This is a genomic window from Streptomyces sp. NPDC092370 (assembly GCF_044755265.1).
In the GTDB taxonomy this organism is placed as follows: Bacteria; Actinomycetota; Actinomycetes; order Streptomycetales; family Streptomycetaceae; genus Streptomyces.
Window position 1 is genome coordinate 409,983 of sequence record NZ_JBIVQO010000007.1, and the last position, 20,566, is coordinate 430,548.

At 70.7% G+C, this 20,566-nt stretch carries 14 protein-coding genes and 2 pseudogenes; 11 read left to right on the plus strand and 5 right to left on the minus strand.

Translation table 11 applies throughout. From position 1 onward, the window contains the following. The first annotated feature begins 6 nt into the window (after positions 1-6). The 7 genes from ACIQHQ_RS23325 to ACIQHQ_RS23355 all read left to right on the plus strand — a co-directional run bounded on the left by ACIQHQ_RS23325 (position 7) and on the right by ACIQHQ_RS23355 (position 11,039). Positions 7-969, plus strand: a complete 963-nt coding sequence (locus ACIQHQ_RS23325; protein ID WP_402614433.1) for an ABC transporter substrate-binding protein — start codon at positions 7-9, stop codon at positions 967-969. Between the two features lie 226 nt (positions 970-1,195). Next, on the plus strand, positions 1,196-3,634 hold the full coding sequence (locus tag ACIQHQ_RS23330) for an FAD-dependent oxidoreductase (RefSeq protein ID WP_402614436.1): 2,439 nt from the start codon (positions 1,196-1,198) through the stop codon (positions 3,632-3,634). 114 nt (positions 3,635-3,748) lie between these two features. After that, complete coding sequence (locus ACIQHQ_RS23335; protein WP_402614439.1) at positions 3,749-4,609, plus strand: bifunctional methylenetetrahydrofolate dehydrogenase/methenyltetrahydrofolate cyclohydrolase; 861 nt, start codon at positions 3,749-3,751, stop codon at positions 4,607-4,609. Beyond that, entirely contained in the window at positions 4,606-5,889 is a 1,284-nt protein-coding gene (glyA, locus tag ACIQHQ_RS23340; protein WP_402614442.1) for a serine hydroxymethyltransferase, read from the plus strand. Before ACIQHQ_RS23335 ends, glyA begins: the two co-directional genes overlap by 4 nt. Further along, positions 5,886-7,118, plus strand: coding sequence for a sarcosine oxidase subunit beta family protein (locus ACIQHQ_RS23345; protein WP_402614444.1), 1,233 nt, complete (start codon positions 5,886-5,888; stop codon positions 7,116-7,118). The genes glyA and ACIQHQ_RS23345 overlap by 4 nt, the downstream gene beginning before the upstream one ends. A 20-nt stretch (positions 7,119-7,138) precedes the next feature. Then, positions 7,139-10,441 carry a sarcosine oxidase subunit alpha family protein gene (locus ACIQHQ_RS23350; RefSeq protein WP_402614447.1) on the plus strand — a complete coding sequence of 1,101 codons (3,303 nt, stop codon included), beginning with the start codon at positions 7,139-7,141 and terminating at the stop codon, positions 10,439-10,441. Beyond that, on the plus strand, positions 10,434-11,039 hold the full coding sequence (locus ACIQHQ_RS23355; protein WP_402614449.1) for a sarcosine oxidase subunit gamma: 606 nt from the start codon (positions 10,434-10,436) through the stop codon (positions 11,037-11,039). Before ACIQHQ_RS23350 ends, ACIQHQ_RS23355 begins: the two co-directional genes overlap by 8 nt. A gap of 106 nt (positions 11,040-11,145) precedes the next feature. Here ACIQHQ_RS23355 and ACIQHQ_RS23360 read toward each other — a convergent pair whose 3' ends face one another. Further along, positions 11,146-11,937 (minus strand): IclR family transcriptional regulator, encoded by a 792-nt coding sequence (locus ACIQHQ_RS23360; RefSeq protein WP_402614451.1) that lies wholly within the window; start codon positions 11,935-11,937, stop codon positions 11,146-11,148. 55 nt (positions 11,938-11,992) lie between these two features. Further along, a complete protein-coding gene (purU, locus tag ACIQHQ_RS23365; RefSeq protein ID WP_402614455.1) occupies positions 11,993-12,865 on the minus strand; it encodes a formyltetrahydrofolate deformylase in 873 nt (290 codons plus the stop codon). Positions 12,866-13,056: 191 nt separating this feature from the next. Between purU and ACIQHQ_RS23370 the strand changes: the two genes are divergently transcribed. Both ACIQHQ_RS23370 and ACIQHQ_RS23375 read left to right on the plus strand, forming a co-directional pair. Next, a complete protein-coding gene (locus ACIQHQ_RS23370) occupies positions 13,057-14,199 on the plus strand; it encodes an aromatic ring-hydroxylating dioxygenase subunit alpha (protein WP_402614458.1) in 1,143 nt (380 codons plus the stop codon). Positions 14,200-14,202: 3 nt separating this feature from the next. Further along, positions 14,203-16,495 (plus strand): annotated as a pseudogene (locus ACIQHQ_RS23375) (FdhF/YdeP family oxidoreductase). Between the two features lie 79 nt (positions 16,496-16,574). Here the strand turns inward: ACIQHQ_RS23375 and ACIQHQ_RS23380 are convergent. Together ACIQHQ_RS23380 and ACIQHQ_RS23385 are read right to left on the minus strand one after the other, a co-directional pair. Continuing rightward, positions 16,575-17,022, minus strand: a pseudogene (locus tag ACIQHQ_RS23380) (glycosyltransferase); the annotation flags it as partial. Positions 17,023-17,093: 71 nt separating this feature from the next. Beyond that, the gene (locus ACIQHQ_RS23385; RefSeq protein ID WP_402614460.1) at positions 17,094-18,476 is read right to left on the minus strand and encodes an L-serine ammonia-lyase; all 1,383 of its coding nucleotides are present in this window, start codon (positions 18,474-18,476) and stop codon (positions 17,094-17,096) included. A 232-nt stretch (positions 18,477-18,708) separates the two neighbouring features. On the opposite strand from ACIQHQ_RS23385, the gene ACIQHQ_RS23390 reads away from it, so the two are divergent. Further along, complete coding sequence (locus ACIQHQ_RS23390) at positions 18,709-18,900, plus strand: hypothetical protein (protein ID WP_402614463.1); 192 nt, start codon at positions 18,709-18,711, stop codon at positions 18,898-18,900. A gap of 67 nt (positions 18,901-18,967) precedes the next feature. Here the strand turns inward: ACIQHQ_RS23390 and ACIQHQ_RS23395 are convergent, their stop codons facing one another. Beyond that, positions 18,968-19,810 (minus strand): class I SAM-dependent methyltransferase, encoded by an 843-nt coding sequence (locus tag ACIQHQ_RS23395; RefSeq protein WP_402614466.1) that lies wholly within the window; start codon positions 19,808-19,810, stop codon positions 18,968-18,970. A gap of 128 nt (positions 19,811-19,938) precedes the next feature. On the opposite strand from ACIQHQ_RS23395, the gene ACIQHQ_RS23400 reads away from it, so the two are divergent. Continuing rightward, a complete protein-coding gene (locus tag ACIQHQ_RS23400; RefSeq protein WP_402614468.1) occupies positions 19,939-20,553 on the plus strand; it encodes a TetR/AcrR family transcriptional regulator in 615 nt (204 codons plus the stop codon). The last annotated feature ends 13 nt before the right edge of the window (positions 20,554-20,566 follow it).

Sequence of the window (20,566 nt, forward strand, 5' to 3'; positions counted from 1 at the left end):
CACACCATGGCACGACACTTCAGAGCCGGCGCGGCCGGCCTGGCCGTCCTCGGCCTCACCCTCACGGCCTGCGGCGGCGCGAAGGTCGGCGACGACAGCTCGGGCGGCTCGGGCGGCTCGGGCACGTGCGGCACCTTCAACCTCGCGATCAACCCCTGGGTGGGCTACGAGGCGAACGCGGCGGTCCTCGCCTACGTCGCCGAGCACGACCTCGGCTGCAAGGTCGAGCAGAAGGACTTGAAGGAGGAGATCGCCTGGCAGGGCTTCGGGACGGGCGAGGTCGACGCCGTCGTCGAGAACTGGGGCCACGACGACCTGAAGAAGAAGTACATCACCCAGCAGAAGACCGCCGTCGACGCGGGCCCGACCGGCAACGAGGGGCTCATCGGCTGGTACGTGCCGCCGTGGCTGGCGAAGGCGCACCCGGACATCCTGGACTGGAAGAATCTGAACAAGTACGCGTCGAAGTTCAAGACCTCCGAGTCGGGTGGCAAGGGGCAGCTCCTCGACGGCGACCCCTCGTACGTCACCAACGACGAGGCGCTGGTGAAGAACCTCAAGCTGGACTTCAAGGTGGTGTACGCGGGCAGCGAGACCGCGCTCATCCAGGCGTACCGCAACGCCGAGAAGAACAAGGAATGGCTGATCGGCTACTTCTACGAGCCGCAGTGGTTCCTGTCCGAGGTGCCGTTGAAGAAGGTCGGCCTGCCCGAGTACAAGGAAGGCTGCGACGCCGACGCGGAGAAGGTCGCCTGCGACTACCCGGTGTACAAACTCGACAAGATCGTCAGCGCCAAGTTCGCCAAGTCGGGCAGCCCGGCCTATGACCTGGTGAAGAACTTCACCTGGACGAACGACGACCAGAACACCGTCGCCAAGTACATCGCGGTGGACAAGATGGCGCCCGAGGCCGCGGCGAAGAAGTGGGTCGAGGCCAACCGCGACAAGGTCGACGCCTGGATCAAGTAGCGCGCACGACCGTCTTGGTGAACCCCGCCGAAAGGCCCGGCAGGCTGTGTCCTCAGCCTGCCGGGCCTCGTCGTTTTCCGGTGATTCCGCCCTGCCGCTCCCGGGGGTTTTTCCGGCGTCGCGGACCCCTTGACACGCCTGTCCACGGCGGGCACATTGAGTTGCGCAACCTGAACCCTGTTGCGCAGACAGCAACTGGATGGCTTTCAACGTCGGAGGTGCGGCGATGGCGGGACCCCGGGTGGTCATCATCGGAGCGGGCGTCGTGGGAGCAGCGCTCGCCGATGAGATCTCCGCGCGAGGCTGGACCGAAGTGACCGTGGTCGACCAGGGCCCGCTGCCCGCCACCGGGGGATCGTCGTCGCACGCCCCGGGTCTGGTCTTCCAGACGAACCCCTCCAAGACCATGACCGAGATGGCCCGTTACACCGTCGAGAAGTTCTGCTCACTCGACGTGGACGGTCAGCCCTGCTTCCTCCAGGTCGGCGGCCTGGAGGTGGCGACCAGCCCGGAGCGCGTCACGGAACTCCAGCGGCGACACGGCTGGCTCACCTCCTGGGGCATCGAGTCCCGGCTGCTGAGCACCGAGGAGTGCCTCGAACAGCACCCGCTCGTCAACCCGGACAAGGTCCTCGCCGGCCTCCTCGTGCCCACGGACGGCCTCGCGAAGGCGGTCCTCGCCGTCGAGGCGCAGATCCGCCGGGCTACCGAGCGCGGCGTCCGCTTCCTCGCCCGTCACGAAGTCCTCGACATCCCAAGGGCCGACGGCGAGGTGACCGGCGTCCTCACCGACCAGGGCGAGATCCCCGCCGACATCGTCGTGTGCTGCGCCGGCATCTGGGGCCCGAAGATCGCCCGCATGGCCGGCATGAACCTCCCGCTCACGCCCCTCGCCCACCAACTCGCCTGGACGGGCCCGGTACCGGCCCTGGCGGGCCAGACGCAGGAAGCGGTCCGCCCGATCCTGCGCCACCAGGACGCCGACCTCTACTACCGCGACCGCTTCGACGGCCTGGGCATCGGCTACTACGGCCACCGCCCGATGCCCATCTCGGCCGACGACATCCTCTCGGTGGACGAGGCCGACGAGATGCCGTCCGTCCTGAAGTTCACCGAGGAGGACTTCGAGGAGGCCTGGAGCGAGACCCAGTCGCTGCTCCCCGCGACCAAGGACGCCAAGGTCGAAGAGGGCATCAACGGCCTGTTCTCCTTCACCACCGACGGCCTGCCCCTGCTCGGCGAATCCCCGGACGTCAAAGGCTTCTGGGTCGCCGAGGCCGTCTGGGTCACCCACTCCGCGGGCGTCGGACGGGCCATGGCCGAATGGCTGGTCGACGGCTACTGCTCCTCGTTCGACCTGCACGAGTGCGACGTCAACCGCTTCGAACCGCACCAGCTCTCGCCCGAGTACGTGCTGGCCCGCGACTGCCGGAACTTCGTCGAGGTCTACGACATCCTCCACCCCCTCCAGCCGTCGGGAGACCCGCGCCCGATCCGCACCAGCCCGTTCCACGCACGCCAGCAGGAGCTGGGCGCCTTCTTCCTGGAGGCGAACGGCTGGGAGCGCCCCCAGTGGTACGAGGCCAACGCCGGCCTGGTCGAAGGCCGTTCCATCGCCACCCCCAACGAGTGGGCCGCGCGGTACTGGTCGCCCATCGTCGCCGCCGAAGCCCAGACCACCCGGGAGACCGTCGCGATGTACGACATGACGGCCCTCAAGCGGCTCGAGGTCAGCGGGCGCGGTGCCGGCGAGTTCCTGGAGCGGCTGTGCACCGGCAAGGTCGCCAAATCCGTCGGCTCGGTGACGTACACCCTGCTCCTCGACCACGACGGCGGCATCCGCAGTGACATCACCGTCGCCCGGCTGGCCCCCGACCTCTTCCAGGTCGGCGCCAACGGCAACCTGGACCTCGACTGGTTCACCCGCCACCTCCCCGCCGACGGCACGGTCCAGGTCCGCGACATCACCCCCGGCACCTGCTGCATCGGTCTGTGGGGCCCGCGCGCCCGCGACGTCCTCCAGCCGCTCACCGACGCCGACTTCTCGGCGAGTGGCCTGAAGTACTTCCGCGCCAAGCGTGCCCACATCGGCTCCGTCCCCGTCACCGCGATGCGTCTGTCGTACGTCGGCGAGCTCGGCTGGGAGCTCTACACCACCGCCGACCTGGGCGGGAAACTCTGGGACACCCTCTGGCGGACGGCCGAGCCGCTCGGCGGCATCGCGGCCGGCCGCGGCGCGTTCAACAGCCTCCGCCTGGAGAAGGGCTACCGCTCCTTCGGCACGGACATGACCTACGAGCACGACCCCTACGAGGCCGGAGTCGGATTCGCCGTCAAGCCCGACAAGGACGACTTCATCGGCAAGGCGGCGCTGGAGCGCCGTAAGGCCGACGTACGGCGGAGACTGACCTGCCTCACGATCGACGATCCCAAGGCCGTCGTCATGGGCAAGGAACCGGTGTACGACGGGGACCGTGCGGTGGGGTACGTCACCAGTGCGGCTTATGGCTACACGATCGGCAAGGGCATCGCCTATGCGTGGCTGCCGGTGGAACTGGCCGCTCCGGGGACCGTTGTGCACATCGGGTACTTCGACCAGTCCGTCGAGGCCGTGGTCGCCGAGGAGCCTCTGTTCGACCCGACGATGTCCCGTCTTCGTGGCTGAGTGTTCGTGTGCGGCTTCGTTGTGGATGGTCGCGCCCCGCGGCGAAGCCGCCGATCGACACAGCCCCGCGCCCCTCATGGGCGTTCAGCCACAGCTCGTCGGAAGGAACTCCAGGTGACCGCACAACTCCTTGACGGCAAGGCGACCGCCGCCATCATCCGCCGCGAACTCGCCGAGCGCGTGGCCAAGTCGGCCGCCGCGACGGGCCGCCCGCCGGGACTCGGCACCGTCCTGGTCGGCGACGACCCCGGCAGCCACGCCTACGTCGGCGGCAAGCACCGGGACTGCGCCCAGGTGGGCATCGCCTCCCTTCGGCGGGAGCTGCCCGCCGACGCCTCTCAGCAGCAGGTCGAGGAGACGATCGACGAACTCAACGCCGACCCCGCCTGCACCGGCTACATCGTCCAGCTCCCGCTGCCCCCTCACCTCGACGCGGGTGCCGTACTGGAACGCATGGACCCGGCCAAGGACGCCGACGGACTCCACCCCGTCAACCTCGGCCGGCTCGTCCTCGGCGTCGAGGCCCCGCTGCCGTGCACGCCGCGCGGCATCGTCGAACTGCTCCGCCGCCACGACGTGCCGCTCGCCGGAGCGCGGGTGTGCGTGATCGGCCGGGGCATCACCGTCGGACGGCCCATCGGACTCCTCCTCACCCGCAGGTCCGAGAACGCCACCGTCACCCTCTGCCACACCGGCACCAAGGGCCTGGCCTGGCACGTGCGCGAGGCGGACATCGTCGTCGCGGCCGCCGGTTCCCCCGGACTGATCACCAAGGACATGCTGCGCCCCGGCGCGGCCGTCCTCGATGTCGGCATCACCCGCACCGAACAAGGACTGGTGGGTGACATCCACCCGGACGCCGCCCAGGTCGCCGGATGGCGGGCCCCGATGCCCGGGGGCGTGGGCCCCATGACCCGGGCCATGCTGCTCGCCAATGTCGTCGAGGCCGCCGAGAGGAACGCGAACGCCGTATGAACGCGCTGAACACCCCCCTGGCGGAGCTGGACCCCGAGGTCCACGCCGCGCTCCGCGCCGAACTGCACCGCCAGCAGTCCACCCTGGAGATGATCGCCTCCGAGAACTTCGCGCCCTCCGCCGTGATGGAGGCCCAGGGCTCGGTCGCGACCAACAAGTACGCCGAGGGCTACCCGGGCCGCCGTTACTACGGTGGCTGCGAACACGTCGACGTCACCGAGCGGCTGGCCATCGAGCGGATCAAGTCCCTCTTCGGCGCGGGCTTCGCCAACGTCCAGCCGCACTCGGGTGCCCAGGCGAACACCGCCGTCTTCTTCGCCCTGCTCCAGCCCGGCGACACCGTCCTCGGTCTCGACCTCGCGCACGGCGGGCACCTCACGCACGGCATGCGCATCAACTACAGCGGCAAGATGCTCAACGTCGTGCCGTACCACGTGTCCGAGGCGGACAACCTCGTCGACATGGGCGAGGTCGAGCGGCTCGCCAAGGAACACCGCCCCAAGATGATCATCGCGGGCTGGTCGGCGTACCCGAGGCAGCTGGACTTCGCGGCGTTCCGCCGGATCGCCGACGACGTGGGCGCCCTGCTCATGGTCGACATGGCGCACTTCGCGGGACTCGTGGCGGCGGGCCTGCACCCCAGCCCCGTACCGCACGCCCACGTCACGACCACCACGACCCACAAGACCCTCGGCGGCCCGCGCGGTGGCGTCATCCTCACCAACGAGGCCGACCTCGCGAAGAAGATCAACTCCGCGGTGTTCCCCGGTATGCAGGGCGGCCCCCTGGAACACGTCATCGCCGCGAAGGCGGTGTCGTTCAAGGTCGCCGCGTCACCCGAGTTCGCCGAACGCCAGGCCCGGACCCTCGCCGGCTCCCGCATCCTCGCCGAACGCCTCACCCGGGCGGACGCGGCGGCGGCCGGGGTGAAGGTCCTGACCGGAGGCACGGACGTCCACCTGGTCCTGGTCGACCTGCGCGACTCGGAGCTCGACGGCCGGCAGGCCGAGGACCTGCTCCACGAGATCGGCATCACCGTCAACCGCAACGCCGTGCCCTTCGACCCGCGCCCGCCCATGGTCACCTCGGGCCTGCGCATCGGCACTCCGGCGCTGGCCACCCGCGGCTTCACCGAGACGGACTTCGCCGAGGTCGCGGACGTGATCGCGCTCGCCCTCCAGCCCGAGCCGGACGTGGCCGCCCTGAGCGCCCGCACCGAGGCCCTGGCCGCCAAGCACCCGCTCTACCCGCACCTGTCCGAGGACGGAGACGCCCGATGAGCCCCCGCACCCCCGGCGCCGAGCTCCCCGAACACCCCGACCGGCTCTGGCGCAACCCCGAGCCGAAGCGCTCGTACGACGTCGTCGTCGTGGGCGGCGGCGGCCACGGCCTGGCCACCGCCCACTACCTGGCGAAGAACCACGGCATCACCAACGTCGCCGTGCTGGAGAAGGGCTGGCTGGCGGGCGGCAACATGGCCCGCAACACCACCATCATCCGCTCCAACTACCTGTGGGACGAGAGCGCCGGCATCTACGAGCACGCGCTCAAACTGTGGGAGGGACTGGCGGACGAGCTCGACTACCCGATCCTGTTCTCCCAGCGTGGCGTACTGAACCTCGCCCACAGCCTCCAGGACGTCCGAGACAGCGTGCGCCGCGTCGAGGCCAACCGCCTCAACGGCGTGGACGCCGAGTGGCTCGACGCGGACCGCGTCAAGGAAGTCTGCCCGATCGTCAACACCTCCCCGGACGTGCGCTATCCGGTCCTGGGCGCGACCTACCAGCCGCGCGCGGGCATCGCCAAGCACGACCACGTGGCGTGGGGCCTCGCCCGCTCCGCCGACGCCGCCGGGATCGACATCATCCAGAACTGCGAGGTGACCGGCCTCGACGTCGTCGGCAACCGGGTGGTGGGAGTCCGGACCAACCGCGGCCCGATCGCGGCGGGCAAGGTCGCGCTCTGCTCGGCGGGCCACACCTCGGTCCTGGCGGCCATGGCGGGCATCGAACTCCCCGTCCAGAGCCACCCCCTGCAGGCCCTGGTGTCGGAGCTGCTGGAGCCGGTGCACCCGACGGTCGTCATGTCCAACGCGGTCCACGTGTACGTCAGCCAGGCCCACAAGGGCGAGCTGGTGATGGGCGCGGGCATCGACGCGTACAACTCCTACACCCAGCGCGGCGCCTTCCACATCATCGAAGAGCAGATGTCGGCGGCCCTGGAGCTCTTCCCGGTCTTCGCCCGCGCCCACGTCCTGCGCACCTGGGGCGGCATCGTCGACGTCAGCCCCGACGCCTCACCGATCATCGGCCTCAGCCCGGTCGACAACCTCTACCTCAACTGCGGCTGGGGGACCGGTGGTTTCAAGGCCACCCCGGGCGTCGGCTGGGTCTACGCCCACACCATCGCCCACGACACACCGCATCCGCTGAACGCCCCCTTCTCGCTCGACCGTTTCACCACCGGCGCGCTCGTCGACGAGCACGGCGCGGCCGCGGTGGCCCACTAGGACCATCAGGGAGCCGACCCATGCTGCTGATCCCCTGCCCGTGGTGCGGGCCCCGCGACGAAGCCGAGTTCCACTACGGCGGCCAGGCCCACGTGCCGTACCCGCAGGACCCGACCTCCCTCACCGACGAGGAGTGGGCCCGCTACCTCTTCTTCCGCGACAACCCGAGGGGCCCCTTCGCCGAGCGCTGGAGCCATGCGGCGGGCTGCCGCCGCTGGTTCAACGCAGTGCGGGACACATCGACGAACGAGGTTCTGACGGTCTACCGGGCGGGGGAGGAGCGTCCGGAAACGGTGGAGCTGCGCCCCGTCACCTTCCGGCCGAGTCCGGCACCACCAGCCCGTCCGGTGCTTGAGGACGAGGCCGCCCAGACCGAAGGGGGGCCCGCGGGCGCAGCAGCCCCCGGCGGAGCCGAAGGGGCGGAGACCCTGGAGGATGGTGGGGGTCCCCCCTGCTCGAGCGAAGCCGGGAGCCTGGGGGAGGGCAGGGGCGGCGGGGGCGAAACCACCCAGCCGTTCCGCCACCCCACCCGCGGCCGGATCCACCGCGACACCCCGCTCACCTTCACCTTTGACGGCACCGAATACGAGGGCTACAAGGGCGACACCCTCGCCTCCGCCCTCCTCGCCCACGGCGTCATCCAGGCCGGCACCAGCATCAAGCTGGGCCGCCCACGCGGCATCTTCTCGGCCGGCGTCGAGGAACCCAACGCGGTGGTCCAGATCGAGGCACCGTTCCCCGAGCCCATGCTCCCGGCCACCACCGTCGAGCTCTACGAGGGCCTCGTCGCGACCAGTCTCCCCGGCCAGGGCCGCCTCGCCACCGACCCGGACCCGGCCCGCTACGACGCCGTGCACACCCACTGCGACCTCCTCGTCGTGGGCGCGGGCCCGGCCGGCCTCGCCGCGGCGCAAGCCGCCGCCCGATCAGGTGCCCGCGTCATCCTCGCCGACGATCAGCCGGAACCCGGCGGCAGCCTCCTCGGCACCGGCGAACACCTCGACTGGGTGACCGGGACGACCGCCCGGCTCGACGCCGCCCCCGACGTCCAAGTCCTGCGCCGCACCACCGTCTTCGGCTACTACGACGACAACCACCTCCTCGCCGTGGAGCGCCGCACGAACCACCTCGGCGCCCAGGCCCCCGAGAACGTCTCCCGCGAACGCGTCTGGCGCATCCGCGCCCGCCGCGTCGTCCTCGCCACCGGCGCGCACGAACGCTCGCTGGCCTTCGCGGACAACGACCGCCCCGGCGTGATGCTGGCCGCCTCGGCCCGCACCTACGTCAACAAGTACGCGGTCCTGCCCGGTCGCCACGCGGTCGTCTTCACCACCAACGACAGCGCCTACGCGGCGGCCCTGGACCTCGCGGCGGCGGGCGTGGCCATCGAGGCCGTCGTCGACACCCGCACCGAGCCGGGGGAGTGGGTGACGCGCGCCCGCCAGGCCGGCATCGAGGTGCTGACGGGGCACGCCGTCACCGCCACGGAAGGCGCCCTGCGGCTCACCTCCGTGACCGTCGCCCCGTACGGACAGTTGGCGGGACAGCGGGAGTTCGCCGCCGACCTGCTTCTGGTCTCCGGCGGCTGGAACCCGGTGGCGCACCTGTTCAGCCAGGCGGGAGGCAAGCTCCGCCACGACGAGGAACTCGGCACGTTCGTCCCCGACACCTGCCGTCAGGCGGTCGAGGTCGCGGGCGCCGCGAGCGGTGTCTTCGACCTGGCCCGGGCCCTCGGGCAAGGAGCAGCCGCCGGCGCCCGCGCGATCGAGGCCGAGGGCTACACCGCGGAGGAGGTCCACCTGCCCCGGGTGGCCACGCAGCCGCAGACGCCGCCCATGCGGGTCTTCACCGTCCCGGGCCGGGAAGGCGCCCCGCGCTTCGTCGACCTGCAACGCGACGTCACCGTCGACGACCTGGGCCGGGCGACCGGTGCCGGCATGCGCTCCGTCGAGCACACCAAGCGCTACACCACGGCCGGCACGGCGAACGACCAGGGCAAGACCTCCGGCGTCCTGGCCGGCGGGGTCGTCGCCGAACTGCTCGGCGTGGACCTCTCCGCGCTCGGCACCACCACCTTCCGGCCGCCGTACACCCCGGTCTCCTTCGCCGCCCTCGCCGGCCGCGACCGTGGTGCCCTGCTCGACCCGATCCGCACCACCGCCCTGCACGAATGGCATGTCGCGCACGGCGCCCTGTTCGAGAACGTCGGCCAGTGGAAGCGGCCCTGGTACTACCCGCGGGACGGCGAGGACATGGAGACGGCCGTCCTGCGCGAGTGCGCCGCCGCCCGCGAGGGCGTCGCCTTCATGGACGCCTCCACCCTCGGCAAGATCGACGTCCAGGGCCCGGACGCCGGCGCCTTCCTCGACCTGCTCTACACCAACATGATGAGCACCCTGAAGGTCGGCATGATCCGCTACGGCGTGATGTGCCGCCCGGACGGGATGGTCTTCGACGACGGCACGGTGATCCGCCTCGACCAGGACCGCTACCTGGTCACCACCACGACGGGCAACGCCGCCGCCGTACTGGACTGGATGGAGGAGTGGCTCCAGACGGAGTGGCCCGAACTGCGTGTCCACTGCACATCGGTGACCGAGCAGTGGGCCACCGTCGCCCTGGTCGGCCCGCGCTCCCGAGAAGTCCTCGGTTCGCTGGCGCCCCGACTCGCCATCGCCAACGAGGACTTCCCGTTCATGGCGTGGCGCGAGACGGCCGTCGCCGGCATCGACGCGCGCGTGTGCCGGATCAGCTTCTCCGGCGAACTCGCCTACGAGATCAACGTGTCACCGTGGGAGGCCCTCGCCCTGTGGGAGGCGCTGCACGACGCCGGCGCCCCGTACGGCATCACCCCGTACGGCACGGAGACCATGCACGTCCTGCGCGCGGAGAAGGGCTACCCGATCGTCGGCCAGGACACCGACGGCACCGTGACGCCGCAGGACCTCGGCATGAGCTGGGTGGTGTCGAAGAAGAAGCGGGACTTCATCGGCAAGCGGTCCCACGCCCGTGCCGACACCGCCCGCCCGGACCGCAAGCACCTGGTCGGGCTGCTTCCGGACGAGCCGGGCATGTTCCTCCCGGAAGGCACGCATCTGGTCGCAGACAGCGTGCTGCCCGCGCCGCCCGTCCCGATGCTCGGCCACGTCACGTCCAGTTACCGCAGCGCGGCCCTCGGCCGGTCCTTCGCCCTCGCGCTGGTCAAGGGCGGCCGGGACCGCATCGGTGAGCGACTCTATGCCCCCGTGGGCGACCGGCTGGTCCCGGTGACCGTCGCGAGCCCCGTCCTCTACGACCCCGAGGGAGCCCGCCGAGATGGCTGACACCGCCGTTACCACCGTGCTCCGCAGCCCCCTGTCGCATGCCGCCGACCGGCTGGCCGGCGCGACGCGCACCTCCGGGGGCGCCATCCGGCTGGCGGAACTGCCCTTCCTGACCCAGATCAATGTGCGTCTCGACCCCAAGGGGCCGGCGGCGGACGCCGTGGGGCCGGCACTGGGCCTCCCACTTCCCGTCGAACCCGGCACCGTCGTCCGCGCCGGGGAGCTGACCGCGCTGTGGCTCGGCCCCGACGAATGGCTGCTGGTGGGCCCGCCGGGCGGTCAGCAGGGCCTGGAGAGCCGGATCCGTGAGGCCGCGGGCGACGAGCCCGTGTCCGTCATCGACGTCTCGGCTCAGCGCACGACGCTCCTCGTCGCGGGTCCCCGGGCCCGCGACGTGCTGGCCCACGGCTGCTCGCTGGACCTTCACCCCCGGGTCTTCGGCCCGGGGCGCTGCGCCCAGACGAACCTGGGCCGCACCCAGGTCGTCCTGGTCGCCCGTGACGACCCCGGTGCCGGGTTCTGGGTGCTGGTCCGCTCGTCCTTCGCCGGCTACCTGACGGACTGGCTGCTGGACGCGGCTGCGGAGTGGACGGGCTGACGCGGGCACATGCACGCGGCGGTCGGTGATCCGGACACCGGATCACCGACCGCCGCATGTCGTGAGGTACCTGCCCTGTCAGCGACCGAGTGGGGCCTTGCGGGCCTCAGCCCGCATAGCCGAGACGGCGGCTGAGCTCGTCCGCTCCCGAGACCAGCAGCGGCGCGAGTTCGTGCATCCGCTCCACGGTGAGCCGGAAGGCCGGCCCCGAGGCGCTGAGGGCGGCGACGACCTCGCCGTCTTCCGAACGTACGGGAGCGGAGAGGGCGTTGAGACCCTCCTCGTACTCCTCCACCGTGATGGCGTAGCCCTGCTCGCGGGCTTGGGCCAGGTCCGCCTCCAGTTTCTTCCTGGAGGTCACCGTGCGCGGTGTCAGACGGGGGAGGCCGGCTTCGGCGAGGAGCTCGTCGCGGGCCTCGCGGTCGAGGTGGGCCAAGAGGACCTTGCCGCTCGACGTGCAGTGCAGCGGCGTCAGCCGTCCCACCCAGTTCTGCGCGGCGATGGCCGACGAGCCCTGCACCTGGTAGAGGTTGATCGCGTGCTGGGACTCGAGGACGGCGATGTTCAGCGTCTCGCCCACATCGTCGACCAGACGCTCGCAGATCCCGCGCCCGTGTCTGGTGACGGCGATGCGGCCCGTCACGGCGCCGGCCAGGCGCACGACCCCGAAGCCGAGGCGGTACTTTCCGCGTTCGCTCTCCTGCTCGACCATCCCATGCGCTTCCAGCGCGCCGAGCAGACGGAAGGCGGTGGACTTGTGGACGTCGATCGCCGCGGCCACCTCACTCACGCCCGCCTCGCCGTGCTGGGCGAGGATCTCCAGCACGGCGACAGCACGGTCAACGGATTGCACTCCGCCACTGGGAGCGCCTGCGGACTCAGCGCCGTAGTTGCTCATGGCGAAACCCTAGGTGAAGTGGTCAACAGGCGTGAGGGGGCGGAGGTCATTTTCCTCAGCGGAAGACGACCGTACGGTTGCCGTTGACCATGATGCGGCTCTGGCTGTGCCATTCCACCGCCCGCGCCAGGACCTGCGCCTCGACGTCGCGTCCCAGGGCGACCATGCTGTCGGGCCCCTGTGAGTGGTTCACACGGATGACGTCCTGCTCGATGATGGGCCCCTCGTCGAGGTCCGGCGTGACGTAGTGGGCCGTCGCTCCGACGAGCTTGACGCCGCGGTCGTGCGCCTGGACATAGGGGCGGGCGCCCTTGAAGCTCGGCAGGAAGGAGTGGTGGATGTTGATCGCCCGGCCCTCGAGCTGCTTGCACAGGTCGTTCGACAGGATCTGCATGTAGCGGGCGAGAACCACCAGGTCGATGTCCAGCTCGTCGACGAGCTCCAGCAGCCGCGCCTCCGCCTCGGGCTTCGTATCCCGTGTGACGGGCACGTGGTGGAACGGGATCCCGTAGCTCTCGGCGAGCGGCTCGAAGTCCCGGTGGTTGGAGACGATCGCCGGCACCTCGATGTTCAGCGCGCCGGTGCGCCAGCGGAAGAGCAGGTCGTTCAGGCAGTGCCCGAACTTCGACACCATGATCAGCGTGCGCGTCGGAGTCGACGCCTCGTACAGCTGCCAGGTGATCCGGTACGCCTCCGCGACCTGGGCGAAGCCGGACTTCAGGCCCTCCAGTGACATGCCCGGGTCCGAGACGTCGAAGTGCACCCGCATGAAGAAGCGGTCCTGCAGCCGGTCGTCGAACTGCTGGCTCTCCTGGATGTTCCCGGAGTGCTGCACCAGGAAGCCGGTGACGGCGTGGACGAGGCCCGAGCGGTCGGGACACGACAGGGTGAGGACGAACTCGCGGCCGGTTGTGGGTCCAAGAGACACGGAGCCCTCCCAGAGAGGTGCGTATTGTGCAACAGCCTGACTGATACGCAACATGGTCCTGGCTGTGGCGGTCTGCGGTCAAGGGCTTGACAGTGCTTCGGGTGGACTGCACCGTGAGTTGCGTAGCAAGAAGCTCGTTGCACATGAGGCAACCACTCGCCCGCCCGAGGCGCTGCACTCCGAGGTGAACCATGACTACGACCGGCCTGCCGGAGAGCCTGATCGCGACCCTCCCCGGTGACCACTACACGGACCCGGAGATCTTCCGCCTGGAGCAGGAACACATCTTTGAGTCCATGTGGTTCTGCGCGGCACGCTCGTCGGAACTGTCGAAGCCGGGCGCCTTCCGGACCGTGGACGTCGGACGGGAGAGTGTCCTGCTGACCCGGTCGCGGGACAACTCCGTCCGGGCCTTCTTCAACGTGTGCCGGCACCGGGGCGCGAAGCTGTGCACGCAGGAGTCCGGCGAGGTGAAGCGGGCCTTCCAGTGTCCGTATCACGCCTGGACGTACGACCTGAACGGCAAGCTCGTCGCGGCCCCGAACCTGACCAAGATGCCGGACGTCGGCCGCACCGAGTACGGCCTGGCGAGCGTGGCGGTACGCGAGTGGCTGGGCTATGTGTGGGTCTGCCTGGCCGAGAACCCGCCCTCGTTCGAGCAGTCGGTGATCGCGGACGTGGTCGCGCGCCTGGGTGACGTGGAGTGCATCGAGCGGTACGACGTCGAGAGCCTGGAGGTCGGCCGGCGGATCGTCTACGACGTCAAGGCCAACTGGAAGCTCATCATCGAGAACTTCATGGAGTGCTACCACTGCGCGACCATCCACCCCGAGCTCACCGAGGTCCTCCCGGAGTTCGCCGACGGCTACGCGGCGCAGTTCTACGTGGGGCACGGCGCGGAGTTCGGCCCGGACGTCCAAGGCTTCACCGTGGACGGCTCTGAGGGTCTGGACCGTATCCCCACGGTCACCGAGGAGCAGGACCGCCGGTACTACGCGATCACGGTGCGCCCGCAGGTGTTCATCAACCTGGTCCCCGACCACGTGATCCTCCACCGGATGTTCCCGGTGGCGGTCGACCGCACGATCGTGGAGTGCGACTGGCTGTACCTGAAGGGCGTGGTGGCAAGCGGCCGGGACGTGAGCCGGTCGGTCGAGCTGTTCGACCGCGTCAACCGGCAGGACTTCGACGCCTGTGAGCGCTGCCAGCCCGCGATGAGCTCCCGGCTGTACGCCAAGGGCGGTGTCCTGGTGCCCAGCGAACACCACATCGGCGAGTTCCACGACTGGGTACAGGACCGCCTCGGCACCCGCGCGAACCTCGCGGAGCGCTAGGCGATGACCCGCAAGGCACCTGCCGAGGACCCCGGTGACTCCCGTCTGCGGGTGGGCCCGCCGAAGGACCACGCCGCGGGCGTTCCCGCGGTCACGTCCTCGCTGCGCCACGCCCACGCGCAGATGGGCGTCCGCCGCAGTCTGCTGACCCTGCTGAGCGTCAACCAGAAGACGGGGTTCGACTGTCCGGGCTGCGCCTGGCCCGAGCCCGAGCACCGGCATCGTGCCGAGTTCTGCGAACGGCGCCAAAGCGGTGGCCGAGGAGGCGACCCTGCGCCGGGTCGGCCCCGGCTTCTTCGCCGAGCACACCCTGGCGGAGCTGACCGCACGCAGCGACTACTGGCTCGGTCAGCAGGGCCGCCTCACCCACCCCATGTACCGCCCCGCGGGCGGCGACCGGTACCGGCAGATCTCCTGGGACGAGGCGTTCGCCGTCATCGCCCGGGAGCTGGGTGCTCTCGACTCACCCGACCAGGCCGCCTTCTACACCTCCGGCCGGGCGAGCAACGAGGCCGCCTTCGTCTACCAGCTGTTCGTCCGGCTCCTCGGCACCAACAACCTGCCGGACTGCTCGAACATGTGCCACGAGTCGAGCGGCTCCGCCCTGACCGAGACCATCGGCATCGGCAAGGGCAGCGTCCGGCTGGAGGACCTGTACGAGGCCGATCTGATCCTCGTCGTGGGGCAGAACCCGGGCACCAACCACCCCCGCATGCTCTCGGCGCTCGAGACCGCCAAGGACAAGGGGGCCCGCGTCATCTCGGTCAACCCCCTCCCCGAAGCGGGCCTGTTGCGGTTCAAGAACCCCCAGAGGCCTTCCGGCGTCCTGGGGGCGGGCACCCGGCTCTCCGACCTGTTCCTGCAGATCAGGCTCGGCGGCGACCAGGCCCTCTTCCAGGCCTTCAACCGCATGCTCCTGGAGGCGGAGGACGACGCCCCCGGCACGGTCGTCGACCATGACTTCATCACCGCGCACACCCACGGCTTCGCGGAGTTCGCCGACCGGGCACGCAAGACGTCCTGGGACGACGTCCTGGAGGCGACCGGCCTGTCGGCTCGGGAGATCCGGGAGGCGTTCCAGGAGGTACTGTCCGCCCGGAAGATCGTCGTGTGCTGGGCCATGGGCCTCACCCAACACCGCCACTCGGTGCCGACCATCCGCGAGGTCGTCAACTTCCTGCTGCTGCGCGGCAACATCGGCCGCCCCGGCGCCGGCCTGTGCCCCGTGCGCGGGCACTCCAACGTCCAGGGCGACCGGACCATGGGCATCCACGAGAAGCCGGACGCGGCCTTCCTCGACGCGCTCGGCGCGGAGTTCGGCTTCGTGCCGCCGCGCCACCACGGCCACGACGCGGTGGAGACCATCCGGGCCATGCGGGACGGCCGGGTACGGGTCTTCGTGGCGCTCGGCGGCAACTTCGTCTCCGCCGCTCCGGACACAGAAGTGACCGAGCAAGCTCTGCGCAACTGCGAGCTCACTGTGCAGATCTCCACCAAGCTCAACCGTTCCCACGCGGTGGCCGGCCGGCAGGCGCTCATCCTGCCCTGCCTGGGCCGCACCGAAGCCGACCGGCGGCCCGGCGGGGAGCAGCGGGTGACGGTGGAGGACTCCATGGGCATGGTGCACCTCTCGCGCGGCCGGCTGGCGCCGGCCTCCGGCACCCTGCTGAGCGAGGTCGCGATCATCTGCCGGATGGCGAACGCGGCTCTCGACCGTGGCGGTCCGCAGGTGCCCTGGACCGACTTCGAAGCGGACTACGACCGCATCCGGGACAGCATCGCCCGGGTGATTCCCGGCTTCGAGGACTTCAACGCCCGGGTGCGCCGGCCGGGCGGCTTCGCCCTGCCCCACCCGCCACGCGACGAGAGGCGCTTCCCCACCAGGACCGGACTGGCCAACTTCACCGTCAACCAACTCGACGTGCTGCGCGTCCCGCAGGGGCGGCTGCTCCTCCAGACCCTCCGTTCGCACGACCAGTACAACACCACCATCTACGGCCTGGACGACCGCTACCGGGGCATCCGCCAGGGCCGCAGGGTGCTCTTCGTCCACCCGGACGACCTCGCCGCGCACGGCCTGACCGACGGCGATCCGGTCGACATCGTCAGCGAGTTCTCCGACGGGGTCGAGCGCCGGGCACCGGCCTTCCGGGCGGTCGCCTATCCCACCCCGCGCGGCTGCTGCGCCGCCTACTTCCCCGAGACCAACGTCCTCGTACCGCTGGACTCCACCGCGGAGGTCAGCAACACGCCGACATCCAAGTCCATCGTGGTCCGGCTGGAGGCGGCGTACTGACCGGCGGTCCGGCCGGTCACGCTCAGGAGGAACGGGACTCGACCGGTCAGGCATGTTCACGCCTGACGGACTCGATCGGTCAGGCACGCCCCCGCATCGTCGCCGCGTACACGTCCGCCGTGGACGTGGCGGCCGCGTCCCAGCCGAACGACTCGGCGCGCCGAGCGGCGGCCGCGCCCATCCGGGCCGAGAGCGCCGGGTCGTCGGCGAAGCGGCGCAGCTCCCGCGCGTAGTCCGCCGGCCTGTGCCCCGGCACCAGGACGCCGCTCACTCCGTCCCGAACGGCCACCGGCAGGCCGCCGACCGCGGCCGCGATTCACCGGCGTGCCGCAGGCCTGCGCCTCGGCGGCCACCAGACCGAAGGACTCGCTGTAGGACGGCACGACCAGCACGGTCGCCGCCCGGTACCGGTCCGCGAGCTCCGCCTGCGCCGTCGGCGGACGAAACACCACCCCATCACCGATGCCGAGCCGGGCGGTGAGCTCGTGCGACTCCTCCGGCCCGGCCGGGCCGCTGCCGCTCGGCCCGGATGCGCGGTACGCGCCGTCGCTCGGTGACCCGTCCCACGCACATTCCCCGGATCTCGGCTGCCGCGTCGTCAGCACTCGATGACGTTGACCGCGAGCCCGCCGCGGGCCGTCTCCTTGTACTTGACCTTCATGTCGGCGCCCGTGTCCTTCATGGTCTTGATGACCTTGTCCAGGGAAACGTGGTGGCGGCCGTCGCCCCGCAGGGCCATCCGGGCCGCGGTGACGGCCTTGACCGCCGCCATGCCGTTGCGCTCGATGCACGGGATCTGCACCAGGCCGCCGACCGGGTCGCAGGTCAGACCCAGGTTGTGTTCCATGCCGATCTCGGCGGCGTTCTCCACTTGTTCGGGCGAGCCGCCGAGCACCTCCGCGAGGCCGCCGGCGGCCATGGAACAGGCGGCGCCGACCTCGCCCTGGCAGCCGACCTCGGCGCCCGAGATCGAGGCGTTCTCCTTGAACAGCAGGCCGATGGCGCCGGCCGCCAGCAGGAACCGCACCACCGCCTCGTCGTCGGCTCCGTGCACGAAGTTGACGTAGTAGTGCAGGACCGCCGGGATGATGCCGGCCGCGCCGTTCGTCGGGGCGGTGACCACCCGGCCGCCGGCCGCGTTCTCCTCGTTGACCGCCATGGCGTAGAGGGTCACCCACTCCAGCGCCCGCCCCGCCGGGTCGCCGTCGGCCCGCAGCGCCTTGGCCACGGCGGTGGCCCGGCGGCGGACCCTGAGCCCGCCCGGCAGGATCCCCTCACAGGACAGGCCCCGTGCCACGCACTCCCGCATCACCCGCCAGATCTCCAGCAGCCCCGCGCGGATCTCCTCCTCGGTCCGCCAGGCCCGCTCGTTCTCCAGCATCAGCGCCGAGATCGACAGACCCGTCTCCCGCGTCAGGCGCAGCAGCTCGTCGCCGCTGCCGAACGGGTACTTCACCACCGTGTCGTCGACCTTGACCCGGTCCGCGCCGACGGCGTCCTCGTCGACGACGAACCCGCCACCGACCGAGTAGTAGGTGGCCTCCAGCAAGGACTGTCCCTCGGCGTCGTACGCGAACAGCGTCATGCCATTGGCGTGGTACGGCAGGGAACGGCGGCGGTGCAGGACCAACTGCCGCTCCGCGTCGAAGCGGATCTCGTGGGCCTTACCGAGCTCGCGGCCCAGCAGACGCAGCCTTCCCGTCGCCCTGATCCGCTCGACGTCACCCTCGGCCACGCCGACGTCCACCGTGTGCGGCTCGTTGCCTTCAAGACCGAGCAGGACGGCCTTGGGTGTGCCGTGACCGTGGCCGGTGGCACCCAGCGAACCGAAGAGCTCGGCTCGTACCGACGCCGTCCGCGCGAGCAGATCCTCCTTCTCCAGCCTGACGGCGAACATGCGGGCGGCCCGCATGGGACCGACCGTGTGCGAACTGGAGGGGCCTATGCCGACGGAGAAGAGGTCGAAGACGGAGATGGCCACGCTCGGGCTCCCTTGTCTGCGCGTGGATGTGGCGGGAGGTGCGAGCGAGACCCCTCGATCGCGGACGCGTCGTTTCTGATGGAGCAACCAGCATCTCTGTGCGCAACAGCCTTTCTTCTGGGTCCCAGGTTGTCAAGACGCCCGCCGCGCGACCAGGTGCGTGCCGTCGTCCCGGTGCGGAGGGGATGCCGGACGGGCCCGGCCGGCACCCGCATCACCGCACCGCGGACGGATGTCTCCTGGGATCCCCGCGCGCCGCAGCCATGACGACGTCCGCACGGGCACCACCACCTTGTTCGTGGCCCTGGAAGTCGCAACGGAGAAGGTGATCTGCTCCCCGCACCAGCGGCACCAGGTCGTCGAGTTCAGGGAGTTCCTGGCCAAGGCGGCAAGGAGGATCCCTCAGGTTTCGATGTGCACCTGAGCATGTCCGGGTGGCGCTGGCGTGCCCGGGATTGGCCTCTTCCCGGGCAAGTCGGCGCCGCATCGGGTCAGCCGTCCGCCGTGACCAGCCACGTCGTGCTGCGCAGCCGCACCGTGCCGTCCGCCGCCACGTGGTCGCGCAGATGGTCCGTCAGGGTGCGGCGGGCCCGGGCCCGAGCAGAGGCGTCTACCTGCTCCAGCAGGTGCCGGCCGGGGCCCGTGCGCAGCAGGAACTCCGCCGCGTCCTCGGCTCCGTGTCCCCACACCCCGTCGCTCTGCGCCTCGTGGACGGCGACACCGGTGAAGCCGGCCGCGCCGAGGACGTCAGCGACCCGCTCCGGAGCGGCCAGGGAGAACATGCCGGGCAGCCCCGGTCTCCCGAAGTCGCCGACCGGCAGGATGTGGCGCAGGGACGCCATCGCCGTCACCCAGCCGTTGCGTCCGGCATCGGACGGGCAGACGAACGCCAGCCGCCCGCCGGGCCGCAGCGCCCGGCGGATGTTGCCGAAGGCGGTCACGGGATCGGCGAAGAACATCACTCCGAAGCGGCTGATCGCCGCGTCGAAGGCGGCCGCCTCGAAGGGATGCACCTGGGCGTCGCCCTGGGTGAAGGAGACGTTGCCGATGCCCTCGCGCTGCGCGCGGGCCCGCCCTTCGGCCAGCATCGGGGCGGAAAGGTCGAGGCCGACAGCGTGCCCTCGGGGGGCCCGGCGCGCGGCGAGGCGAGTGGTCTGGCCCGAGCCGCATCCGATGTCCAGGACCCGGTCGTCCGGGGTGATGCCGACGGCGTCGAGCAGGGGCTCGTTGAACCCCTCGTTCACGGCGTTCCAGCGGTCCTGATGGCGTGCCCAGTGGGCGCCTTCGGGACCGTTCCACGCCTGCTCCTGATCGGTGTTCACGACGTGCGGCACGGCGCCTCCTGGTGGTGGACGGCAGAGTATGGGCATGTGCCCATACAGTATGGGCGCATGCCCATACTGGCAATCCCCGCTACGATCTGACGCGTCATGCCCCTTGAGGCGGAACGGGAGAACGCCCCATGTCACCGCGCGGAGTGGCGACGCCGGACGTACGCGAGCGGCTGTTCGCGGCCGCCGAGCGCGTCGTGGAGAGGGAGGGTCCCGGCGCGCTCACCAGCCGGTCCGTCACCGCGGAGGCGGACTGTGCGAAAGGGCTGCTGCACGCGCACTTCGCCGGGTTCGACGAGTTCGTGGCAGAGCTCTGTCTCGACCGGTTCGCGCGGGCGGCGGCGAAGGCGCAAGCCCTGTCGGAGCTCGCCGGGCAGGGCTCCGTGGCGCACCACGTCGAAGCCGTCGCCCTCGCCTTGTTCGACTCCGCCGGTCTCGCGATATCGGGCCTCGCGATGACCCGCCCCGCGGCCGCACAGCACATCCGCACGGCCCTGGCGGCCGGGGCGCCGGGCTTCACCGCGATCCAGGACGCCATCACCCGCTACCTGCTGGACGAACAGGAGCTCGGCCGGGTGGCGCGGACCGTCGCCCCGCAGAGTGTGGCCCTCGCCGTCGTCGGCACGGCGCACCACCTCCTGATGACCAGCTGGCCGGGCGCTCCCGACCCGCGGTCCTCCATGCGGAGCCTGGTGGCCATGCTGGTGGAGGGCCCGGGGCCCTCCCGTGAGCCGGGAACGGAATGAAAGCCCTACGCGG